The 22843-nt window shown below is 65.3% G+C and carries 18 protein-coding genes; 11 read left to right on the top strand and 7 right to left on the bottom strand.

The window, feature by feature from the left end; all coding sequences use genetic code 11:
- The first annotated feature begins 571 nt into the window (after positions 1 to 571).
- Together ACIPSE_RS46250 and ACIPSE_RS46245 are read left to right on the top strand one after the other, a co-directional pair.
- Positions 572 to 2056: an MFS transporter gene (locus tag ACIPSE_RS46250; RefSeq protein WP_401676034.1), complete on the top strand. Its 1485-nt coding sequence runs from the start codon at positions 572 to 574 to the stop codon at positions 2054 to 2056.
- Positions 2057 to 2228: 172 nt separating this feature from the next.
- On the top strand, positions 2229 to 2816 hold the full coding sequence (locus tag ACIPSE_RS46245; protein ID WP_401676032.1) for a TetR/AcrR family transcriptional regulator: 588 nt from the start codon (positions 2229 to 2231) through the stop codon (positions 2814 to 2816).
- 219 nt (positions 2817 to 3035) lie between these two features.
- Here the strand turns inward: ACIPSE_RS46245 and ACIPSE_RS46240 are convergent, their stop codons facing one another.
- The 3 genes from ACIPSE_RS46240 to ACIPSE_RS46230 all read right to left on the bottom strand — a co-directional run bounded on the left by ACIPSE_RS46240 (position 3036) and on the right by ACIPSE_RS46230 (position 5742).
- Entirely contained in the window at positions 3036 to 3563 is a 528-nt protein-coding gene (locus ACIPSE_RS46240) for a hypothetical protein (RefSeq protein WP_401676030.1), read from the bottom strand.
- 74 nt (positions 3564 to 3637) lie between these two features.
- Entirely contained in the window at positions 3638 to 4999 is a 1362-nt protein-coding gene (locus ACIPSE_RS46235; protein ID WP_401676028.1) for a sensor histidine kinase, read from the bottom strand.
- A 50-nt stretch (positions 5000 to 5049) separates the two neighbouring features.
- The gene (locus ACIPSE_RS46230; RefSeq protein ID WP_401676026.1) at positions 5050 to 5742 is read right to left on the bottom strand and encodes a response regulator transcription factor; all 693 of its coding nucleotides are present in this window, start codon (positions 5740 to 5742) and stop codon (positions 5050 to 5052) included.
- Between the two features lie 487 nt (positions 5743 to 6229).
- Here ACIPSE_RS46230 and ACIPSE_RS46225 point away from each other — a divergent pair, with 487 nt between their 5' ends.
- Positions 6230 to 7132: an SDR family oxidoreductase gene (locus ACIPSE_RS46225; protein WP_401676024.1), complete on the top strand. Its 903-nt coding sequence runs from the start codon at positions 6230 to 6232 to the stop codon at positions 7130 to 7132.
- A 123-nt stretch (positions 7133 to 7255) separates the two neighbouring features.
- On the opposite strand, the gene ACIPSE_RS46220 is transcribed toward ACIPSE_RS46225, so the two are convergent.
- The 3 genes from ACIPSE_RS46220 to ACIPSE_RS46210 all read right to left on the bottom strand — a co-directional run bounded on the left by ACIPSE_RS46220 (position 7256) and on the right by ACIPSE_RS46210 (position 10566).
- On the bottom strand, positions 7256 to 8161 hold the full coding sequence (locus tag ACIPSE_RS46220; protein ID WP_401676022.1) for a dioxygenase: 906 nt from the start codon (positions 8159 to 8161) through the stop codon (positions 7256 to 7258).
- Positions 8158 to 9273 (bottom strand): maleylacetate reductase, encoded by a 1116-nt coding sequence (locus ACIPSE_RS46215; protein ID WP_401676020.1) that lies wholly within the window; start codon positions 9271 to 9273, stop codon positions 8158 to 8160. The genes ACIPSE_RS46220 and ACIPSE_RS46215 overlap by 4 nt, the downstream gene beginning before the upstream one ends.
- Positions 9274 to 9786: 513 nt before the next feature.
- Entirely contained in the window at positions 9787 to 10566 is a 780-nt protein-coding gene (locus tag ACIPSE_RS46210; protein WP_401676018.1) for an IclR family transcriptional regulator, read from the bottom strand.
- Between the two features lie 192 nt (positions 10567 to 10758).
- Between ACIPSE_RS46210 and ACIPSE_RS46205 the strand changes: the two genes are divergently transcribed.
- The 4 genes from ACIPSE_RS46205 (at position 10759) to ACIPSE_RS46190 (ending at position 15921) form a co-directional block, all read left to right on the top strand.
- Positions 10759 to 11196 carry a flavin reductase family protein gene (locus ACIPSE_RS46205; protein WP_401676016.1) on the top strand — a complete coding sequence of 146 codons (438 nt, stop codon included), beginning with the start codon at positions 10759 to 10761 and terminating at the stop codon, positions 11194 to 11196.
- A gap of 163 nt (positions 11197 to 11359) precedes the next feature.
- The gene (locus ACIPSE_RS46200; RefSeq protein ID WP_401676014.1) at positions 11360 to 12949 is read left to right on the top strand and encodes a carboxylesterase/lipase family protein; all 1590 of its coding nucleotides are present in this window, start codon (positions 11360 to 11362) and stop codon (positions 12947 to 12949) included.
- An 81-nt stretch (positions 12950 to 13030) separates the two neighbouring features.
- On the top strand, positions 13031 to 14173 hold the full coding sequence (locus ACIPSE_RS46195) for an LLM class flavin-dependent oxidoreductase (RefSeq protein ID WP_401676012.1): 1143 nt from the start codon (positions 13031 to 13033) through the stop codon (positions 14171 to 14173).
- A 167-nt stretch (positions 14174 to 14340) separates the two neighbouring features.
- Positions 14341 to 15921: an MFS transporter gene (locus ACIPSE_RS46190; RefSeq protein ID WP_401676010.1), complete on the top strand. Its 1581-nt coding sequence runs from the start codon at positions 14341 to 14343 to the stop codon at positions 15919 to 15921.
- Between the two features lie 206 nt (positions 15922 to 16127).
- Here ACIPSE_RS46190 and ACIPSE_RS46185 read toward each other — a convergent pair whose 3' ends face one another.
- Positions 16128 to 16925 (bottom strand): IclR family transcriptional regulator, encoded by a 798-nt coding sequence (locus ACIPSE_RS46185; RefSeq protein WP_401676008.1) that lies wholly within the window; start codon positions 16923 to 16925, stop codon positions 16128 to 16130.
- 476 nt (positions 16926 to 17401) lie between these two features.
- On the opposite strand from ACIPSE_RS46185, the gene ACIPSE_RS46180 reads away from it, so the two are divergent.
- The 4 genes from ACIPSE_RS46180 (at position 17402) to ACIPSE_RS46165 (ending at position 22824) form a co-directional block, all read left to right on the top strand.
- Positions 17402 to 18922: an MFS transporter gene (locus tag ACIPSE_RS46180; protein WP_401676006.1), complete on the top strand. Its 1521-nt coding sequence runs from the start codon at positions 17402 to 17404 to the stop codon at positions 18920 to 18922.
- An 84-nt stretch (positions 18923 to 19006) separates the two neighbouring features.
- Positions 19007 to 20233, top strand: coding sequence for an NAD(P)/FAD-dependent oxidoreductase (locus ACIPSE_RS46175; protein ID WP_401676004.1), 1227 nt, complete (start codon positions 19007 to 19009; stop codon positions 20231 to 20233).
- 270 nt (positions 20234 to 20503) lie between these two features.
- Positions 20504 to 21871, top strand: a complete 1368-nt coding sequence (locus ACIPSE_RS46170; RefSeq protein ID WP_401676002.1) for an aromatic ring-hydroxylating dioxygenase subunit alpha — start codon at positions 20504 to 20506, stop codon at positions 21869 to 21871.
- Positions 21872 to 21921: 50 nt separating this feature from the next.
- On the top strand, positions 21922 to 22824 hold the full coding sequence (locus tag ACIPSE_RS46165) for a VOC family protein (RefSeq protein WP_401676000.1): 903 nt from the start codon (positions 21922 to 21924) through the stop codon (positions 22822 to 22824).
- Positions 22825 to 22843 lie beyond the last annotated feature (19 nt).

The raw sequence follows: 22843 nt of genomic DNA, 5'->3' as shown, positions 1-22843 counted from the left end.
GACGATCCACGGCCGCGACTCCCTCTTCCCCACGACCAGACCAACGACCACCCAAGCCGAAAGTCACATGATCAACGGCTTCTGTTAGGACCTCTTAGCCTCCGCTACTCAGCGAAACCGTCGTGCTCCGCTCCGCTCCGCGCCAACAGATCGCCGTCACGCCTTAGCGGATCCTGCCTCGCCCTCCCGCGAGGAGACCCGCGGCTCGCCAGCCTCTCGCCCCCGGTCAGATCCCGTCTTGCGGCAAAACACTTCAAATCGATCGGGTGAACCCTGCCGGCGAATATCTCTTGCACGACGGGGTGCATATCCGAACGCATGCAGTACGGTCTCGTACGGTACGAACCCGTACCGACCCGAGGGTGCCCGTCATGAGCGGGGGCTCCGTTCGAAAACCTCACACCGCGGCAGGCACGCGTAAGGCCTAAGAACGTCTGACTTGCGCCAAGTCGACACGCAGCGGCACCCCGGTCCGATGACGGTCCCGCGCACTGGCTCTCAGACACAGGGCCCATTTGGCGCCACCCTCACCGCACCGCATCTCATGAGAGGAAACGGGATGTCTTCTCCGTTGGTCGAGCAGGGTGCCCACAGCACGCCCGCTCATCTCGCAGGGCAATCATCGCGCCGCTGGTGGATACTCGCCGTCGTCATCATCGGGCAACTGCTGGTCGTGCTCGACACGACGATGATGAACATCGCCTTGCCCTCCGCGCAGGCCGACCTCGGCTTCTCAGACGGTGCCCGAGGATGGATCGTCTCCGCCTACACCCTCGCGTTCGGAAGCCTCCTGCTCCTCGGCGGCCGCATCGGCGACCTCTTCGGCCGCAAGGTGACCTTCCTGACCGGAGTCGCCGGATTCGGTATCGCATCCGCGATAGCCGGCGCCGCACCGAACTTCGCGGTCCTGGTCACGGCCCGCGTAGCGGAGGGAGCGTTCGCGGCGCTGCTCGCTCCCATCACACTGGCGATCGTTTCCGTGACGTTCACTGACGTCAAAGAGCGCAGCAAGGCGCTCGGCCTCTTCGGAGCCATCTCCGCCGGCGGCAGCGCCATCGGCCTGCTCCTGGGCGGTGTCCTCACCGAGAACATGAGCTGGCGCTGGGTGCCCTACACCAATGTCGTTCTCGCCGTCATCACCTTCTTCGCCGGTGTGGCCCTGCTGGTCAAGATCCCCCGGGATGCCGGAGCGAAACTGGACATCCTGGGCACCGCACTCGTCTGCACCGGCCTGTTCGGACTCGTCTATGGTCTGTCCAACGTCACCTCCCACGGCTGGGGATCCCTCTACAGCTGGGGTTACATGGTGGGCGGTGTCGTGCTCGTCACCTTGTTCGTGGTCTGGCAGACGCGCGCACCGCACCCGCTGCTTCCCCTGCGCGTCCTCCTCGACCGCAACCGCAGCGCGTCCTACCTGGCGACGCTCGTCAACGGCGTGGGCATGTTCGGCGTTTTCCTGTTCATGTCCTACTTCCTCCAGCAGAACCTCCAGTTCAGCCCCATCCGCAGCGGTGTGGCATTCCTGCCGATGGTCGCCGGCCTGGTCGTAGGTTCCGTAATTTCCACCGCGATACTGCTGCCGCGCATCTCTCCGAAATTCATCGTGCCCGTCGGCATGGCGATCAGCACGATCGGAGTCATGCTTCTCACCACCCTCGACATCGAAAGCACCTACGCCTCCAGCGTCGTCGTACCGCTGATCGTGACGGGCTTCGGTCTGGGATTCATCGTCGCCCCGGCCATGGGACTGGGCGTCACCGGAGTCGACAATGACGATTCCGGTGCAGCCTCCGCCGCGGTGAACACCGCGAACCAGATCGGCGGCTCCCTCGGCACCGCCCTCCTGACGACACTCTTCACGACGGCCATGCAGGACAACCTGGCCGGCAAGGACCCCATGGCCGACCCGCTCGCCCTCGCGCGCGCCTCCGTGGACTCCTACACGACGGTCTTCGCCTGGGTCGCCGGGCTGTTCGCCGCAGGCTTCCTCGTCACCGTGCTTCTCTACCGACGCGGTGTAGCGGCCGCGGGCCCCGTTCTGCCGGAGTCTCAGTGACATGCAGCGGATGACCCGAGCTCAGACCACCTGAGACGGCCCCCTGCACCATACGGAGAGGCCGGGTGCGCCCAGCACCCGGCCTCTCCTCTTTCATCGACCCCTCGTAGGCCCGCACGAACAGGTACGGTTCGGTACGGTACGAATTGGTTTCCTGACAGGGGTGCAAGAAATGGGCGACACGCCGGCCTTGAGGCCGCGGGTGACGCAGGCACGCAGGGTAGAGATCGCCAGCGTGGCGGTCGACGTGCTTCGGGAGGTGGGGTATGAGGCACTGACCATGGACGCAGTGGCCGCACGGGCCCGATGCAGCAAGGGCACCCTGTACCGCTTGTGGAGCGACAAGGCACAGCTGGTCGCGACAGGCCTGCGCGAGGTGAAACCCTGGCATGGCACAGAGATCGACACCGGAACGCTCCGCGGTGATCTGCGCGAGCTGTGCGAGCACATCGTCGCTGACATCGAGCAAGACACGCTGCTCGTTGCCGGGGTCGCCCATGCTGCTCTGGTCGACGCCAAATTGACTGCTGCGGTGCGTGATTCCCTGTTCGAACCTCAGACAGCCCGCATGCAACAACTCATCGAACGTGCAGTGGTTCGGGGTGAACTCACCCGGATCCCACCGGTGCTGGGCCTGCTGCCCGGCCTTGTCCTGGGCTGCTTGGTGTTCCGTCCACTCGTCGATGACGGCGCGTTCACCGACCGCGAGCTCGCCCACCGTTTCGTCGACGAGATCCTGCTGCCCGTCATCATGTCCTGATTGCGGCTTCACCGGTCACGCCTCAGTCGCAGTCAGACTTCACATCCTCAGAATACGGCTTCAGCGCCTGTCCGGATGGCGTACAGGCGGGCGTCAGCGGCCGGTGTGGGAGCAGCCTGAGTTCAACCGCAGAGCGGTACGTGACCGCCCCCAGCGGCTGCTCCCCGCCAGCCTGTGCCATGCGCGACCACAGCAGGTCCGCGCTGATGGGTCACCCTCTCACTGGCTGATACCCAAGTCGGTGACGGGGTACTTCTTCATACAGGCTTGTGCCGCTTCCGTGAACGCCGGATCGCTCTGGTCGAAGGTGCTGGAGTTGAAGCCGTTGGGACCCGGGTCCTCGAAGTCGAGGCCGGCGTCCCGCATGCACTTGGCGAACTTGACCATGGTGGCCCTGGTCTCGGCGTCGAGGGTGGTGGGCTCGCTCGTTGCCCCGTTCCCCTTCGAGATCTTCTCCCGACAGTCCTGCACGGCTTCCTGCAGCTTCGCCTGATCCATGCCCTGCATCGCGGACTGGTCCGGCATTCCGGTGTCGGGGTCGACGTCGGGCACCTCCAACCCCTTGTCGCGCAGGCACTGGCTGAGTGCCTTGGTCTCCGCGGCATTGGTGGGCGCGCCGCTGAGGCTCGGACCAGGCGCACCACTGGACGCCGACGCTGAATCCGAACCGGCTTCGTCAGTGCCGCTACACCCCGCCGTCACCGCGACAGCCAGCGCGGCCCCGGCCACCATATGGATCAGCTTCATCGCTTGGTCCTTCCGTTGAGATTCGGTGGAAGGGGATCCTGTTGGCCGCTGTTCAGGAGTCAGTCAGCTCAGTGTCAGAGAATGCTGAGAGTCGGGAGCATCACGCGAAACGTCGCGCCTCCTCCTGGGGTAGGCGACAACTCGATCTGGCCTTGATGCGCGATGACGATCGCCCGTGCAATCGCCAGGCCCAGTCCACTGCCCTCGAGACTCCGGTAAGAGGCGGCCCGGAAGAAGCGCTCGAACACGTATGGAGCGTCTTCAGCTGCCACCCCCGGACCGGTGTCCGCGACTTCGACGATCGCTGTTCCGCCCGGCTGCAAACCGACCCGAACGGTGATGGAGGCCTCGTCAGGCGTGTAGCGCACCGCGTTCGACAAGAGATTCACCAGAACCTGACGCAGCCTCAGTTTGTCTCCCCGTATCGTCACCGATTCGAAGAGGGCTTTGTCGGGATCGCAGCTGGCCAGCACCATGGTCCGACGGGGATGTTGCAGATGAGTGTCGCGCACAAGTTCGGCCGCGAGCTGTAACAGGTCCACCGGCTGGTGGTCCAGCGGGCGGGACTCGTCCAGGCGAGCCAGCAGGAGCAGGTCGTCGACCAGGAAGCTCATCCGAGCCGCCTCGGCTGTGACCCGGTCGAGAGCCTTGCGTGCGCCGCCTCCCCAGCTGGCGAGCTCAGCGAAACCCCTGATGGACGTCAGCGGGGTGCGTAGCTCATGAGAAGCGTCGGCGAGGAAGCGGCGCATATTCCGTTCGGAGGCCTGCCGAGCGCTGACTTCGCGCTCGATCCGGTCCAGCATCGCGTTGATCGCAGTACCGAGCCTTCCAGGCTCCGTTCGTAAGTCGGTATCCATGACGCGTTGGGTGTAGTCACCTGCCGCGATCTCGTCGGCCGTCGCCTCCATCCTCGCCAAGGGCCGAAGTCCGATGTCGATGAGCGTTCGCGCCAACAAGCCGAGCGACACCAGTGCGAGAGCCATGACCGCCGCATCGGCAAGCAGGACGCGTCGAAGAACACTGTCAACTCCGTCCAGCGAAGCCGACCCCACGACCACGCCCCCGTGCGAGGGCCGGTACACCTGGATCCGCCAGGATGCTTCGCCGGGCCGTCCCTCAACGGTGAAGGGGGCGCCTCCTGCGTGCGCCGTCAAGCCTGTCCGGCTCGGAAGCGTGGGACCGAGCCGGACAGGCCCCAGGGGCAGCAGCCGAACGCTTCCGGTTGGTCCGTACACAAAGAGCTGGAAGTCCTCGTCGCTCATCCCGGGCAGATCACCAGGTTCCAGCGCCGCCAGCACGGACTGAAGCCTTCCCATTCGTTCAGGTGTGACTGCTGCAGCCCTCTTCACGCCGTCTCCCAGTCGGTCATCGACCTGTTGCACGAGATAGGTGCGGAGCAGCATGAACGCGGTTCCTCCCACTGCCACCACGCTCACCGCAGACAAGAGTACGGCGACCAGCAACAGCCGTGACCTCAGTGGCCACCTCACCGCGTGGCCCGGAGGCAGTAGCCGATTCCGCGCACTGTATGGATCAGCTCTGGTTCGTCGGACTCGATCTTCTTCCGCAGGTAATAGACGTAGGTCTCCACGATCCGGCTGTCGCCCGAGAAGTCGTACTTCCACACCTGATCCAGAATCTGTGACCTGCTCACCACACGCCCTGCGTTCTCCAGGAAGTAGTGCAGGAGCCGAAACTCCGTGGGCGACAAGTCGATCAGCCTCCCGGAGCGCCGCACTTCATGCGCTTGGAGGTCGAGCTCAAGGTCCGCGAACTTCAGCTGCTGGACGCCCTCGATCGGCATCGCGCTCGCTCGGCGCAGGATCGCTCGGATCCGCAGGACCAACTCCTGCAGGCTGAAGGGCTTGGTCACATAGTCGTCGCCGCCCGCGGCAAGCCCTGCGATCCGGTCGCCGACCGCGTCGCGAGCCGTGAGAAACACGATCGGAAGGTCCGGCGACCGTTCCCTCATACGCCGGGCAACCTCGAGGCCGCTGAGGTCCGGGAGCATCACGTCCAGCACGACCAAAGCCGGCAGGGCGGCTTCAGCGACCTTCACGGCCTCGTGGCCCGACTCAGCGGCAACGACGTCGAATCCGGACATCCGCAGGGCCTCTGACAGCAGCTCCCGCATATTGGGTTCGTCGTCCACCACGAGAATCATTGCGGTCTGTTCCATCTGATCTCACATTCATCAGCCTCAGACGCTGCTGAGCCCTCGCCGCGTTCGAACACTCCCCCCGTGACGGCGCATGGCGGACACCACCCGGGCCCGCAACGGTGCTCGACGGCTCCACGAGACGATCACCTGCCGGAACGCCCGCGACAGCGTTTCGGGCACGACCCCGGTGAAGATCAGCGGATGACCCCGTCAGCAATGTGAAACACATTATCGTGTACACTCAAAATCATGCACCATATACTGGGTGGGACGGCTCCACACTTCAAGTGAGCGGATGGATACGCCCCGACTCCTCCGGTGCGGCCGGCAGCCGGCGAGCGACCATCGTCGTGGCCGCCCCGAGGGAGTACAGAATCCTCGCTCAGCATGCGAGGACGGCACCGCTCAAGAGGCGTGGCGTCGGCCCGGAGCTCCTTCTCCGAGGAAGTATCGATGCCCGGGTGCATTTACCTCCCCGTCAGGCACCCTAGGAAGGAACTCAGATATGAAGGTCTTGGCCACCTGCGCCACCGGCGGCATCGGTTCGGTGTTGGTCCCGGCACTAGTGGAAGCCGGACACGAGGTGTCGTTGCTGACTCGCTCCGCGGCGAAAGCCAAGGCGATCTCCCCCGCAGTGGACGCCGTCGAAGGCTCCATGACCGACTTCGCCTTCATGAAGGCCACGCTGGCCGAGTACGACGCCCTGGTCCTCATCGGCACCGGCGAGCTCGAGCTCGTCGGCAATCTGTACACCGTCGAGGCGGCGCAGCACAGCTCGCGACTGCAGCAGATCGTCTACATCGGCGGCCAGGCCCTGGAAGAGATGCGGACGGTCCCGACGGTCGCGCCGAAGCTCATCACAGAGTGGGCACTGGCCGACGGCGACAAGCCGTACACCAGCCTCCGTCCGTCGACCTTCATGCAGAACGATCTCGGCTTCGGCGCTGTGATCGCCCAGGGAACCTACCCGGGCCCCTTCGGCGACGCGGGTGTCGCACGCGTCGATCTGCGCGACGTCGCCGACGCCGTCGTGGTGTCGCTCGGCAACCCGGACGCCTACGGCCAGGTGTACACGGTCTGCGGGCCGGACAACCTCACCGGCGAGCAGATCGCTGGCATCTGGAGTGAAGCGCTCGGCACCGCGGTGAACTACGCAGCATTCCCGCTCGACATGATCGAGAACGGCTTCGGCTCCGGCGCCGAGAACCTGCTGGGGCACTCGATTCGCAGGCAGTTCGACCACTACCACACGGGCGCGCTCCGAGCGACCGAGGATGAGGTCGCACGGCTCACGGGCCTTCTGGGACATCGCCCCCGCAGCATGGCGGACTTCGCTGAGGAGACAGCTCTCGCCTGGGAGAAGGAACCGCCGGTGATGCCGTCGTTCCTTCCCGGCTCGCCCAACTAGCCGTTCCATGCCGCCCGGCCGGAGTTCTCGGACTTCGGCCGGGCGGCAAGCTATTAAGCCAAGCTGTACGGTCAGGTCACCGCCGCCCTGGACGTCATCACCTGTTGAGGATGCCGTCCCTCGTCACGAGGCAGGCGCAAGCATGATGTCGAACTTCGACCGGCTCCAGGTGCCGCCGGCAAGGTCCCTCCCATCAGGCGTCGGCGTCTGGGCGGACTGGCGCTCAAAACGCTTGATGAGTGAGTCCTTGACACCGAAGACGGAGTCGCCGATCTCAAGCTGCGGATCGCCCTCAACGAAAATGTGTGTGACCAGGGTGCGCATCTCCTTGGCAGTCACCATGAAGTGGAGGTGCGCCGCTCGATACGGCGAGCGACCGGCTCTCTCCAGCATGCGGCCGACAGGACCATCGTGCGGGATCGGATAGGGGGTGGGGGTCACCCCCCAGAATGCATAGCGGCCGTCGGCATCGGTTTCGAACCAGGCGCGGCCCGCAACCCTCTCGTCGTTGTACTGGACGTCGTAGTAGCCGTCCGCGTCAGCCTCCCAGACCTCAATCCGGGCCCCGCCGATCGGCGATCCTTCAAGGTCGGTGACCGTTCCCTCCACCCAGCACGGCTCGCCGACCGCACCTCCAGCGATGTCACCGCCGAACTCGATGTACGGCGCATCCTCTGTGTGGAAGGGCCCGAAGACGGTGGCCTCAGTCGCATTCCCATGAGCCCGGTTGTTCACAGCGATCGTCTGCATGGAAGCACCGAACACATCGGAGAGCAGGATGAACTCCTGACGGTGTTCGTCAGTGATGTGCCCGGCCTCGGTGAGGAACTGGATCCCGTTGTTCCATTCCCCTTCCGTGAGACGGACCTCGCGGATGAAGGCATGCAGGTGTCGGGTCGCCGACTGAAGCACCTGCCGCAAGCGGGCGTCACCAGTGAGCCCGAAGCTAGCCACCACCAGATCGGTGAGTTCCTGCTCACGCCGGGCCTGCTCAAGTTCCGCCCTGGCACCGGAAGTACTGTCGATCATCGGCTCGTTTCCTTTGCTGTGTCGTAGGCGACTTCGACGGGGGCCTCACCGGCCTGGGCTCTCCCGATGAGGTCGCGCAACTGGTCTTCCCGGACAGGCCGCGGGTTCCCCTGGGGAACCTTGGCCAGGGCAAGCTCCGCTGCCTGCCCGACATCGGTGGCCTTCAGCCCGAGGGCTCCGAGACTGCGCGGGGCGTCAATCTCGTCGTAGAAGTCCAGCAACAGCTCCAGGGCGGTGCCCTTGGACGACGGCGCGAGAGCCGCGGCGATTCGTGAAGCGGCCTGGTCGGCCGCAGGAGCATTGAAGCCCACCACGTGCGGCAGCAGTACAGCGTGCATCGCGGCGTGATCCAGCCCGAAAGCCCCGCCAAGCACATGGCAGATTTTGTGGTGCAGACCTGATCCAGCAGAGGCAAACGCCGAGGCCGCCACATAGGTAGCCTCCTGCGCCTCAGCTCGGGCCAAGAGATCGCCGCCGTCCGCCAGTACAGCAGGAAGTGCCTGACGCAGCAGGCGGATTCCCTCGGTCGCCAGACCGGTCGCCGGCGCGCTGGGCGACGGTCCCCACAGAGCGTCGACGCAGTGCGCGAGCGCGTTGAGGCCCGAGGTAACCGACAGCCGAGGCGGCAGGGTGACCGTGAGCTCGGCGTCGTAGATGACGGAGCGCGGCAGGACCACGGGATCCGACCCGTTCGTCTTCCGCTCGTTGTGCGTCAGGCCCCATACGTCTGTGGCTTCGGAGCCGGCATAGGTCGTCGGGACTGCGACGATGGGCAGCTTCTCGGTCAGCGCCACGACTTTCGCCGTGCCCGTCGTGGAACCTCCACCAACGCAGACGACGACGTCGGCGTGCGCCTCACGCGCCATGAGGCGCGCTTGCGTGGCCGACTCCGCCGGTACGTGCTGGCGCACATCAGTGAACGTGGCCACCACGGGGAGACCCGCCGTGATCAGGGCGGCATGTTCGACTTCGGCCTGCCCGGCAACCAGCAAGATCCGCTGAGAACCGATGAGTTGCAACTCTCCGCGCAGTGCTTCCGAAGCGTGGCCTGCACCAAAGAGAACACGCTGCGCACGGGCCTCGTACACCCGGGTGGTGATGTCAGATATCAAGGTTGGCTCCCAGCCTCCGTCGCTCGCGACCACGCCATCAGGACGTGACGCGGGGGCGGTCGACCCTCACAGACCCATGACCTGGCCGTGATCACGGCGTGCCGCCATGACGGCTGCACCTCGTGGTACCGATCTGCTCACTTGGCGGAAGGAATCCCGGCAGGTGATCGCCGACAGATGCCCCATCGGCCGTGAGGGGAGGTTAACAGGATTGTTCAAATAATGAAAGAGGGTGCACATAATGAAGCGCCCAGTCGTTGAGACACCCTAGGCCGTCGCGCGAAGACGTGCAGGCAGGGCGGCACATCGGCATCAATCGACACCATCAAAAGGGTCAGCACAAGCCGGAGGCCAAGGTCGGAGATCCGACACTGGGCAGCAAGGGGCACTCAAGGAGCAGCCTGCTCAGCACGCGAGGAAGGGCCGCGAACGTGACCCCCACAGGCCGGTCAGGGATCACCGGCCAGCAACGCCACCTTGATGGATGCGTTGCATTGCAGATAGCACCCGCGATCAGGTGCCGAAGATCCCCGAAGCCTTCATCGCCGCCTGAACCGCCTGCTTGACGAGCGCGTCCAGGTTGTCGTGCGCCCGCATCGCCGGCGCCCAGATACCTACGGCTCCGGCGACGTTCTCAAGACCTGCGAAGTAGGGGGCCGCGATACCCACGGCGCCAGCCACATAGGTCTCGTCGTCGATCGCCCAGCCACGCTCACGCACGACGGAGAGGGTCTTGCTCAGTTCCGCTCGGACGCCGACCGCTTCGGCAGGGTCGAGGTCGGCCAGCGATCGGGACAGCACCTGTTCACGGCGGTCGTCGCCCAAGTAGGCGAGCACCGCCTGCCCTGCCGACCGTACGTGCTCGTCACCGCTGAGCCCGATGTACTGCCCGCTCGCACGGACGGCCTGCGGGCCTTCCGTGTAGGCGGTCACGACGACCGATCCGTTGATGAGGGTCGCGACCCAGGCCGTCTCACGCGTGGCGGCCGCGAGGCCCTGAGCAACGTCGTTCATGTGCTCCTGAGGGGAAACCCCGCGAAGGTAACCGTCATACAGGAGCGCGGCCTTGGGCCCGATGTGCAGGGTCAGGTCGCTTCGCCGGGTGACGTAACCGGCGGCCGTCAGCGTGTTGAACAGGTGATACGCGGTGGTGATGTTGAGCCCAAGTCGCTGCGCCACATCCCGGACCGTCATCTGCTCTTCGGATGAAGCGACGGCCTCCAAGAACGAGAAGGCCCGCTCCACTGTCTGCAGCGTCACAGGGCCCGTGCCCTTCACATCTGACTTCACCACGTTGCTGAGATTAGCATCGATCCTCGCTTCAAATATTGACATGCATTTCAGATATTCGTACGTTGGCGACGTTCAGATCCGACGCCGCACCTGAACGGTGATCAACATGCGAGGTGCACCATGAGGGGAAACAACGAGATGGCCAGTCCGGCACTGAGCGAAGCCGCCTTGTACAGGAGCGTGTTGGCGAACGTGCCGACCAGCGTCGTCGTGGTGACCGCCACCGGCGCCGACGGCCAACCCGTCGGGTTGGCGATCGGTTCGTTCACTTCGATCTCCCTCGACCCTCCGCTGGTCGGGTTCTTCCCCACCGTCACGTCGACGAGCTGGCCGCTCATCCGTCAATCCGGGCACTTCTGCGTGAACGTCCTCGCCCACAACCAGACCGATATAGCGGCTCGGTTCGCACGAAGCGGCGGCGACAAGTTCCAGGGACTGAGCCACTCACCCGCGGAGTTCAGCGGGGCTCCCGTCCTGGACGACGTGATCGCCTGGATCGACTGCGAGCTGGACATGGCGGTCGAGCTGGGTGACCACTACCTGGTCGTCGGCAAGGTGCGTTCCATGCAGTCGCAGTCGTCCGACCATCCACTGATCTTCCTGCGCGGCGGATACCCCGCTCCCCGGTAGCGGCCACGCCAGCAGTCCTGCACCCCCAGCACGGCGCCGTGACGCTGCCGTCCCCTATGCCTCAGTTTCCCCACGCAGCCCGGGTCCGCATCCCAACGCCGCGCTCGCACGACTTGTCCCTCCCCAGTCACCGCTGCCGACGACCCAGAATGGAGAACACCCCGTGCAAGGCACCGAAGGGTTCAAAACAGAGCAGGAAAGGGCGGCCGGCGCAGCCTCAGGCCCTGTTCGCAAGACCAGTCACGGAAACGTCAGCGGCCTCGAACGCGCAGGAGTCGACGTATTCCTCGGCGTCCCCTACGGCGCGGACACCGGCGGCACCAACCGCTGGCTGCCACCCAAGGCTCCATCCGCCTGGAGCGGGGTGAAGGAGTGCATCGAATACGGCCCCCTCCCCCCGCAGCCCACCCCGGTCATGGCCCCCATGCCCGAGGAGAGCGCGCTGGCACAGCAAGGCCCAGTCGGCGAGGACTGTCTCCGGCTCAACGTCTACACGCCATCGTCCGAACCGGAGTCGGGACCGCGGCCGGTCATGGTGTGGTTCCACGGCGGAGGCTACTTCGCCGGCTCCGGCAACGGCGCCGCCTACGACGGCAGCAACCTGGCCAAAAAGCAGGACGTCGTGGTCGTCTCAGTGACGCATCGGCTCGGAATCTTCGGGTTCCTCTACCTCGGCGACCTCTTCGGCGAGCTCTACGCCGACAGCGGCAACGTCGGCATGCTCGACTGCATCGCCGCTCTGGATTGGGTCAAGTCGAACATCGCCAATTTCGGCGGGGACCCCGACCAGGTCATGTGCTTCGGCCAGTCCGGCGGCGGCTCCAAGGTCTCCACCCTGCTCGGGATGCCCGCGGCTCAAGGCCTCGTCCACCGAGCGGCCTGCAGTAGCGGGGCTGAGTTCCCGCCGCCCATCCCCCAGGCTGTCGCGGCCGAGCGCGCAGAACTCGTGGTCGGCGCGCTGGGCGCCACGAGCGCGGCCCAATTGCAGGAGATGTCCTGGGATCACATCCTCAACATCAGCAACTCGGTGCTTCCCCCGATGATCGGCTACACGCCCGTGGTCGACGGCCGCAACCTGCCTGCGCCCGCGTTCAGCCCCGTTTCTGCACTGCAGCACGACATCCCGTTGATCGTGTCGACCACCGAGACCGAGATCGCTTCGTGGGGGGCCGCGGTCGAACCGATCGACGACAACATCCTGCTGGCGCAGACAGCGCAGTTGACCGGCCTGTCGAACGAGGACGCAGTCGAGCTCATCGCCGTGTTCGGTGAGGCTTATCCGGGCCTGGACAACGCCTACATCGGCCAGCTCATCGCGTCGCAGTGGTCTTACAACAGCTTCAGCTGGGGCCAGGCCATGGCCAAGGCAGAAGCTGGCGGCGCCCCGGTGCACTTCCTGTACTTCACCTTCCAAGGGACGAACCGCGAGGGGCGCATCCACTCCCCGCACACCTCGGACATCCCCTTCTTCTTCGACAGTCTCGAAGCCTCCGCCGTATCAGCCGGTCCGCTGTCCCCCGCCAAGCAGGACCTGGCGGACCGCATGTCCTCGTACTGGGCGAACTTCGCCCGGACCGGCGACCCCAACGGCGCGGATCTCCCGCGCTGGGAGCCGTTCACCTCCACCGGCCGCGCAATGCTCGTCGCCGGCCACACGGGCGAGCTGTCGCTGGAGACCGACCCCTGGGCAGCCACACGCGATGCGATCGATGGCTTCCGGAGCCGGGCCCAGCCCGGACCCTTCGGGTTCTGAACCACACCTCACACCGGCCCGGCCACGGGCTCGGCACCGCCGCACAAGCGCCGGCAGGCGCGCTTCACCGAGGAGCACTACATGATCAAGACCTGGGCGTTCGAATTCAACATCCCTCTCGGCCCGGACATCGTGGACTACACGGACGAGAAGGTCGTCCAGCGAGCTTTCGACGACACTCTGGAGCACGTCGCGCGCTGTGAGGACCTGGGCTTCGAAGGAGTGTTCTTCAGCGAGCACCACTTCATCAGCACCCTGTCCCCGTCACCGCACCTGCTCATCGCGGCGTCCGCACCGCGGACCCGGAACCTCAAGCTCGGCGTCATGGGCAGCGTCCTGGGATTCCACGAGCCCTGGAGGATGACCGAGGAGCTCGGGATGCTCGACTACATCACCGAAGGGCGCCTGGAAATCGGCGTGGCCAGTGGTGTCCCGTCGGAGTTCCTCTTCCTGGACATCCCGCAGTCCGAAGTCCGGCCCCGCTTCCAGGAGTTCCTGAAGTACCTCGACGTCGCCGCCAAGCAGCCGACCGTCGACTTCGAGGGCGAGTACTTCAACTACAAGCAGCTGCCCGTGCTGCCGCGACTCAAGGACGTTGGCCGGCGCCGCAAGTGGATGACCGTCTACAGCGCCGGCACCTGCCGACTCGCGGCGCAGCTGGGCTACCGCGTGTGCACGGGTGCCCAGTCCGTCGAGAACGCGACCAAGGCCTTCGACGCCTACCGCGAGGAAGCCGACAAGATCGGGTACGAGACGACGCCCGACGACTTCGGAATCCGCCGCAGCGTTCTCCTCGGTGAGACCGACGAAGAGGCAAAGGAGCTCTTCGAGAGGGTCAACCCCGTGTCCCTGGCGCGGCTGGAGGCGAGCTTCGTCCCGGTGAACGAGCGCCTGAAGTCCGTGCTCGGGGACAACGCGATGGCGCCGGTACTGAAGTCGGGCGTGAAGGACGCTGCCGCACCGCAACGCAGCCCGGAGGAGAGCCACCTTCCCGACCACAGCAAGGCGGAGACCCCGAAGTTCGAGGACGTGGCGGACTTCAACGACGAGTTCATCATCGGGTCTCCCACCACCGTGGCGGAGAAGATCATCGACCAGTGCCGGCGCATGGGTGGATCCCAGTTCCTGGGCATGCACCAGATGGCCCTCACCAAGGACGAGTTCAACCAGCACTACAGCTACTGGGAGAAGGTCAACGAAATCCTTCGCAAGGCCGACGTGTAGCCGATGAAGAGCGGGGACCGGGCAGCTGCGGGGCTGCCCGGCCCTCTTGCCGTTCCAGGCCCGGGTGGGTGCGCCGTTCTCAAGGCACCAAGTCGGCGGCGCACCCACGGATGCTCTGACAACTGTCCCCCAATTCCATATGAAGTGTACGCAAAAGGACACTCCCTATGCTCAGCAAGTCTGCCGAAGAAAGCTCGGTCGGCGAACCCCCGACAACCGCGAACGCGCGGCGCCGGTGGGCCGTCCTGGCGATCGCCGCCACCGCACAGCTCATGGTGGTCTTGGACGCGACAATCGTGAACATCGCACTACCATCTGCTCAGGCCGACCTCGGCTTCTCCGACACCAGTCGGCAGTGGATCGTCACGGGCTACGCACTAACCTTCGGGAGCCTGCTGCTCCTGGGCGGCAGGATCGCCGACCTGTTCGGCCGCCGAGTGACCTTCCTCATCGGCCTGGCCGGTTTCGCCATCGCGTCCGCGATCGGAGGTGCGGCACCCAACTTCGAGCTCCTGGTGGCGGCAAGGGTCGGACAAGGTCTGTTCGGTGCCTTGCTCGCACCCACCACCTTGTCTCTGCTGACGGTCACCTTCACTGACCCCGAGGAACGCAACAAGGCTTTTGGGATCTTCGGTGCCGTGGCCGCAGGCGGCGGCGCACTGGGCCTGCTCCTGGGCGGGCTCCTGACCGAGTACGCCAGCTGGCGCTGGACGATGTACGTCAATCTCTTCCTGGCCGCGGGCGCCCTGGCGGGAGGCGCGTTCCTTCTGGAACGCGCAGGCCGCAGAACCAAAGCCAAGCTCGACGTGCTGGGCACCGTGCTGGTATGCGCCGGGCTCTTCGGCCTGGTCTACGGCCTGTCCCAGGCGGAATCCGAGGGCTGGGACTCGCCCACGACCTGGGGGATCCTGATCGCCTCAGCACTCCTGCTCACCGCATTCGTGTGGTGGCAGACCCGCACGCAACACCCGCTGCTGCCGCTACGCATCCTCCTCGACCGCAACCGCGCTGCTTCGTTCCTGGCGAGGCTCATCTCGGGCGCCGGTATGTTCGGGATCTTCCTGTTCCTCACCTACTACCTACAGCAGACTCTGGGGTACAGCCCCATCAGTACCGGTCTGGCCTTCATGCCCATGGTCGCCGGCATCCTGGTGGGTTCGACTCTGGCCACCACGGCTCTGCCCCGCTTCGGGCCAAAGGTGATCGTGCCGCTCGGCATGGCCGCTTCCATCGGCGGCCTGATCCTGCTCACCCAGCTCGGGCTGGACAGTGCCTACGCCACGCACGTCCTGCCAGCGTTGGTGATTTCCGGCCTCGGTCTGGCGTTCATCGTCACTCCGTCCACGAGCCTGGCGACCTTCGGAGTCGAAGCGGCCGACACCGGCGTCGCCTCCGCTCTGGTGAACACCTGCCAGCAGATCGGTGGTTCCGTAGGAACGGCCCTCCTCACCAGTGTGTATGCCGATACGACCAAGAACTATCTCGCCGGGAGAAATCCCGATGACCCCCAGGTCCTGGCGCATGCCGCTCTGAACGGCTACAGCAGCGCCTACTGGTGGTCCGTCAGCATCTTCGCCGTGGGCATCGTGATCAGCTTCCTGCTGTACCGGCGCTCCCGCGCTTCAGTACCCCGAGCATCCGAACCTCGCGTCCGACGGCCACGTGGCAGCAGGCGGGCATCTGCTGCGCCCACATCCGAGGCGCCCACCAGCGAAGGAGACGCCGATCAGCTCGTCAGGAGGGTGTGATCCAGTCGGCCGTGCTCTCTCTGCAGCATCGGCGTGAAGCCGACTGTTGATGACGTGATCTGGCCACTCGGCTCGCGGCTCGGCAGCCGAGCGCCAGGCGCGTCACATCGCGAGATCGGACGAGTTCGCTCCCGAGCACTCCACTCCGGACATCACAGATCACGAGATCGGACTTCCCAGCGTGCACTGAAGCACCGCTGAGCCATTCAAACGGCCGTTCGTGGTGTCAGATGGGCCGACAGAGCTGAGGTCACCCGACGCAATCGGCTGGAGAAACGCCGCACGTCACCGCGCAAGGTCGTCGACGTCATCGACATCGCGGCGATGACCCCGCCAGTAGCCGGATCGCGTACCGGCATGGCAATGCACGAGAGTCCAAGTTGCCCCTCCTCGAAGTCAGTTGCCACCTCATCCTCGCGCACGCGTCGAAGGGCGGCATCCAAGCGACCGGCCTCGAATACCGTGTAACAGGTGAAACGCTCCAGCGGTTTGGAGAACAGGGCCGCGACAGTATCCCGCTCCGCATACGCCAACAGCACTTTACCCAGCGCCGTACTATGCAAGGGACGCCGCCCACCGACGCTCGTATCGCACGCCGTGCTCGTGTGACCGAAGATCTTTTCGATGTACAACACCTCAGTGTTGTGCAGTATGGCCAAATGGACGGTTTCGCGCGTCTCGGCATGCAGGTCGACCATGTAGGGAATCGCACGGTCCCGTAGACCGTCTGGACGGCACGCTCCCACTTGGTTTCCTAGCGCAAACATTCGATCAGCCAGAAAATACCGGTCGCCGATCCTCAACACATAGCCGTGCTCCACCAGCAGAGCAAGCAAACGAAATGCCGTCGACTTGGGAAGTCCGGAACGACTTGCCAGCTCACTGACGCCGTAGCCGACGCACGACGCCGTGAACGAATTGAGTACGACCAGCGCCTTACCAGCAGCCGTACTTGAAGCGATAGTTCGGGCAACTGCGGACCCGATTTCCTGCTCAGCCGCCATGGCGGTCAGCCTGCTCAAGACCACCCCCGCACAGCGTCAGCTCGATCCCATCGGGCCACCGATCGACCCGGCCAGACAGCGAGTCCGAATACCGACTAGTCATCCCGCGGTCACCCCCACGGTTCAAGGACGACCTGAGCTTAAGCCAGCCGTGATCTGGCCGCAACGGTCCCGACATGCCTCGGAGTTAGATGGTTCCCAAGCCGGGAGCCAAAGGTCTGCAAACCTGCCACGCCTCGCAAGGCGGGGCACCCACTGCGGACACCTGCGGGCGCTGCAACCTCACTTGGCGCTCAGTTCTCCACTCCGGCACCACGTCGGGTGAGACAACTGAGGCTTGGGCGGGCCGGCGGAAATCACCTGCCCGTGGCGCGTGCCGCCCGGTGGAACACACTGCTAGGCCAGGTGATGCGACGCTGGCTACCTTCCTGCCCGAAGCGCTGGTCCTACCCCTCCGACGGCAGGAGTTCGACGAGATGGTTAGTGATCACCCATCCATCGCCCGCCCGGTTCGTACAGCGACATCGAGTCAGGTCGACAGACGTCTTGGCCGACTGGGGCTCCCCGAACCCCTGGTCATCGCATTCGTCGGGACACTGCTGGTGCTGTCGGCCGACACCCAGCTGCTCGCGGTAATTCCACTGCTCGGCGAGTTGCAGCGCATGGCATCGATGACCAGCACCGAGGCAGCGCTGTCCCTGTCGGTCACCGGTATCGCCTTCGCCGCCTCACTGCCCATCTCGTGCCGACTGGGCGACATGTTCGGCATCCGGAGGCTGCTTCTCCTGAGCGTCTCGCTCGTGGTCGCAGGCGATCTGATCTGCGCGCTCTCCAGCAGCCCCGTCCCCTTCCTCATCGGCCGGACCGTGGTCGGTTTCTCCGCAGCGGGCCCCCTCTTCTACGCCCTGCTCAGGCTGCGGAGCACCTCGGCACGGATCCTTGACCGGTACAACGCGATGATGACCGGCGCCGTGGGAGCAGGCATCGTCCTGTCATTCCTCCTCGGTGGCTTGATCGTCGAATTCGGCGGCAGCGCTCGGACAGTTCTGTGGATCATGACGGCGATCGCCGCCTTCGTGCTCCTGCTGGTCTGGCTCCTCATCCCCGACAGTCCGCTCCGCACCCGGGTCAAGGTCGACTACCTCGGGGCCTTGCTCATCGCGCTCTCACTCGGGCTGATCGTCCTGGGCTGCAAGGAGGCCACCACATGGGGGTGGGCATCGCCTGCCACCCTGGGCGTCCTGGGGGCCGGTGTTCTTCTCGCGGCCCTCTGGTACTGGTGGGAGCTCCACGCCACGCATCCGCTCATCGATCTGAAGGTCGTCGGCCGTCGCGAGATCTGGCCAGCGTTCGTGGCCGCGGGCCTGATTGCCGCTCCGGCCAATGCAGGATGCCTGTTGATCAGCCAATACGTGCAGACACCGGAGAGCGTGGCTGGATACGGGCTGAGCGGCACAGTGCTCACCGCAGGGCTCTACCTGGTCCCGCAAGGAGTCATCGTCGCCTTCGGCGGCGCCGTCACCGCGCCCATCATCCGCGCGATCGGCCAACGCTACACAGCCGCTCTCGGCGGGCTGCTGATGTCAGTGTTCTTCTTCTGGTTCGCGACAGGCACCTACGGGCAGCCCTGGCAGGTCCTGCTCCAGGGCGTGGTCATGGGCTCGGGCTGGTGCCTCACCTACACCGCAAGTTACTCGACGTTCCTGAGGGCGACCCGGGCCGGTGAGGCGGGAATGCTGACGGGTTCGGCCAATGCAGTGGCGGCCGGCATCGTGGCCCTCGTCCCCGCGATCATCACCACCATCCTCGTCGCCTCCTCGGTTCCGGGCACACCGTTCCCAGCCGAGGAGAACTACGGCCATGTGTGGTTCTTCTGCGCGGTCATCGGACTCGCGGTCGCGCTGGTCAGCCTGCTCATCAAGAACACCGACCTCGATCAGAGCCACGCCCCGAACGTCGAAGTGACAGCGGCCGGGGCAAGCGGAGCCCTTGAGTGACAACCCCGCACGTTCCGCAAAGCCCGGCTCACGGCCCGCACCGTACCGCTGGCCGCTCCAGCACAGAACGGAAGGGACCCCGACGTGGCGTCCAGAGAGACATACGCGATCGTCGGCGCCAACCTCGCCGGTGGACGGGCCGCTGAAGCCCTGCGCGCGGCAGGCTTCGACGGCAACCTGTTCCTCATCGGCGACGAACCCGAACCGCCCTATGAGCGTCCACCGTTGTCGAAGGGCATTCTTCAAGGCACCGTGGAAGCCGAGGAACTACTGCTCAAACCTCATGACGCCTGGGCAGCGGACGACATCGAACTCGTCCTGAGCACACGGGTCACCCGGCTCTCCCCCGGCGAACGGCGGCTCGTGCTGGACGACGGCACTCGGCTGCGCGTGGACAAGGTCCTGCTCTGCACAGGGGGCAGAACACGGCGGCTGGCCGTTCCAGGAGCCAACCTGGCGGGTGTCCACTACCTGCGGACACTCGCCGACGCCCTCGCGATTCGTGAACATCTCAGGGCGGACGCGTCGATCGTCGTCGTCGGAGCGGGATTCATCGGTACTGAGGTCGCCGCCTCCGCAGCGGAGGCGGGCTGCTCGGTCACACTCCTCGAGGCCGGCGAAGTCCCCCTGGAGCGGATGCTGGGCAGGCATATCGGCACCCGCTACGCCGCCTACCATCGGTCACGCGGGGTCGACCTGCGCACCGGCACGGTGGTGACCCGCATCGAAGGCGACCGTGCTGCCCGCGCTGTCGTAACCAGCGACGGCCAGCGGTTCGAGGCGGATTGCGTCGTGGTCGGCATCGGGCTGGTCCCGAACATGGAACTGGCTCAGGAAGCTGGCCTCGCGACGGGTGACGGCGTCGTGGTCGACGAGTTCTGCCAGACCTCGGTCCCACAGGTGTACGCCGCGGGCGATGTCGCTTTCGGTCCCAGTCTGGCCCTAGGCCGAAACGTGCGCCTTGAACACTGGCAGAACGCGCAGAACCAGGCCGTGCACGCCTCTCATTCCATGCTGGGCAGCGCCGCGCCTTTCACCGATGTGCCCTGGTTCTGGTCGGACCAGTACGACCTCAACCTCCAGATGTCGGGCCATCCGTCCCCGGACGACAACATCGTGGTCAGCGGTGAGCTGGACTCGGGGCGGCTCTGCGCGCTCTTCCACCGCAACGGTCGGCTGAGCGGTGCGCTGGCGGTCAACTTCCCCAAGCACGTCCGCATCGCGAGCAAGCTCATCGCCTCCGGAGCTCCGGTCGATCCCCAGCAACTGATAGACGTTTCCCTCGTCCCAGGCAGATCGGTGGGTCAATAGGCCCACCCAAAGGCCGCCGCGGTCAGCCTCACCGGACGTTCCGTCCGACCCGCTCTCCTCCCGCCGCGCAGTTCGTTCCGGTGGACGGCACAAGGAACTTGCTGGTCCGTCAGGCAACGCGATGAGATCTAGTAGCGGCGAATTGATGACGCCGTCTCGATCATCCTGCCGATAGATCGAGTATCTCCTTCTCGCGCCTCACTCAAATCGGCACTGACAGCCCTCACGGCTGTCTGAATCCACACGCACAGCCCGAGATTTGGAGGCAAGGTGACGACTCCGGATGTCTCACAGCTCGTCGATATCGAGCAAGGTCTGATACGGGGCGAAATATTCCACAGCTCCGAGATCTACCAGGCAGAACTGGAGCAGGTGTTCGCCCGTTCCTGGCTCTTCCTCGCGCACGATTCCATGATTCCGAAGGCCGGTGACTTCATCCAGGTGTACATGGGTGAGGACCCGGTCGTCGTGGTGCGCCAGCGAGACGGCTCGGTCAAGGCGTTCCTCAACCAGTGCCGGCACCGGGGCATGCGGATCTGCCGCGTGGACCGTGGGAACACCAAGGCGTTCATGTGCTCGTTCCATGGCTGGACCTACGACACGGCCGGCAGCCTGACGCATGTCCCGCACCAGGAGGAGGCTTATCCGCAAGGACTCGACACGAGTCGGCTGGGGCCTCGGCAGGTCCCGATGATGGCCAACTACAAAGGCTTCATCTTCGGCAACTGGGACCCCACCGCACCTCCGTTCGAGGAGTATCTCGGTGACATGGCGTGGTACTTCGACGCCTACCACGGTCGCTATGAGGGCGGCGTCGAAGCGGTGGCGCTTCACAAGTGGGTGATGCCTTGCAACTGGAAGTTCAACGCGGAGCAGCCCAGCGGTGACGCCTACCACGGCGAAATCACCCACGCGTCCGCGTTCCAGGTCCTAGGGCACGAAATAGTCGAGGAGGGTGGCGACAAGCTAGCCGACCACGATTCCAACACGTTCGACGGCTTCCCGTTCGGAACTCAGTTCAGCGCTCCCTACGGTCACGGCGGTGGCTGGCTCAACACGTCCTTCCAGCCCAGTGGGCCTCTCGAACAGAAGTGGCGGCGCGAAATGCGCCCCGAAGCGGTCAGTCGCGTAGGGCCCGTGCGGGCGGTGGCTGTGGCCGCGCACGCCAACATCTTCCCGAATTTCAGCATGCTCGGGAACGGCACCATGCGGGTGACCCATCCCCGCGGACCGGAAGAGATGGAGGTGTGGTCCTGGACCTTTGTCCCGGTCGCCGCACCTCCCGAGGTGAAGGACGAGATCCGCAAAGAGGTTCTCCGCACCTTCAGTCCGGGAGGCATGCTCGAACAGGACGATGCGGAGAACTGGGTGGAGGAGCAGCGGATCCTGCGCGGCTATGTCGCCCGCCAGAACCAGCTCGTCTACATGCAGCATCTCGGTGCCGGTGACTACGACGTGAACGGTTTCCCCGGAAAAACGGCACCGCACATCTTCGCCGAGATGGGGCCGCGGGGGCTGTACGAGCACTGGATGGACATGATGTCCGGAATGCCCTGGTCGGACATTGTCGAGACGAAACGGCAGCGGGTAGCGGCCGAACGTCGCCGCAGTGAGGCGCGCATGCCTTCCACGTCCTGAGTTCCGTTTGCCGAAAGCCGACGATTCAGAGGAAGTCGATGACTGCTGAATTGAACCCCAAGCCCACCACGATACGGCGGACCAAAATCCGTAGCCTCGGCTACCTGGGACTGGCCGCTCCCGACCTCGACGAATGGCGGTCGTTCGCGACGGATGTCTTCGGACTGCAGGTCGCTGAAGGCACGACCCCGGAGCAACTCCTCCTGCGCTGCGACGAGCGGTCCTGGCGTATAGCGATCACGCCTGGGGAGGGGGCCTTGAGCTACGTCGGCTGGGAGGTCTCCGGAGAAGAGGACCTGGAGGAGGCCGCCGAGGACCTCGCGACGGCCGGCGTGAAGTTCGCCTACGACGCCGACCTCGCACAGGAGCGGCGGGTCGCAGGGCTCGTGCGTACCACCGACCCCGCTGGCAACCAGGTGGAGATCTTCTACGGCCCTCTGGTGGAGACCGAACGGTTCGTGTCCCCCCGCGGTGCACGTTTCCGAACCGCCGAACAGGGCCTGGGCCACATCGTCATCGGAGTGCCGGACAAGGAGGCGGAGCTCGACTTCTACCAGCGGACACTGGGGTTCCGGGTCAGCGACTCCCTGGGTACCGGACCGAACTCCCTCACCTTCCTCCATGTGAACCCACGGCATCACAGCCTGGCCGTCGGACGCGCCCCCGGTGAAGCCGGCCTGCACCACTTCATGCTCGAAGTCGATGACCTGGACACCGTGGGGATGGCTCTGGACAGGGTCCTGGCCAACGGAATCGAGCTGCGGGCCACGCTGGGCAAGCACAGCAACGACCATGTCGTGTCGTTCTATGTCAAATCCCCTTCATCGTGCGAAGTCGAGTACGGCTGGGACGGCCGTCCGGTCGACGACACGACGTGGACCACCGCCCACTACGCCAGGGGCGACCTGTGGGGCCATGCGCGCCGACGCGAACACACACCAGGCAAGCACTGACAGCCGGACCAGGAGGACC

The organism is Streptomyces sp. NPDC090106, from assembly GCF_044747265.1.
Classification (GTDB): domain Bacteria; phylum Actinomycetota; class Actinomycetes; order Streptomycetales; family Streptomycetaceae; genus Streptomyces.
The sequence above is the reverse complement of the archived record's forward strand: the minus strand, read 5'-3'. Positions and strand labels throughout refer to the sequence as shown.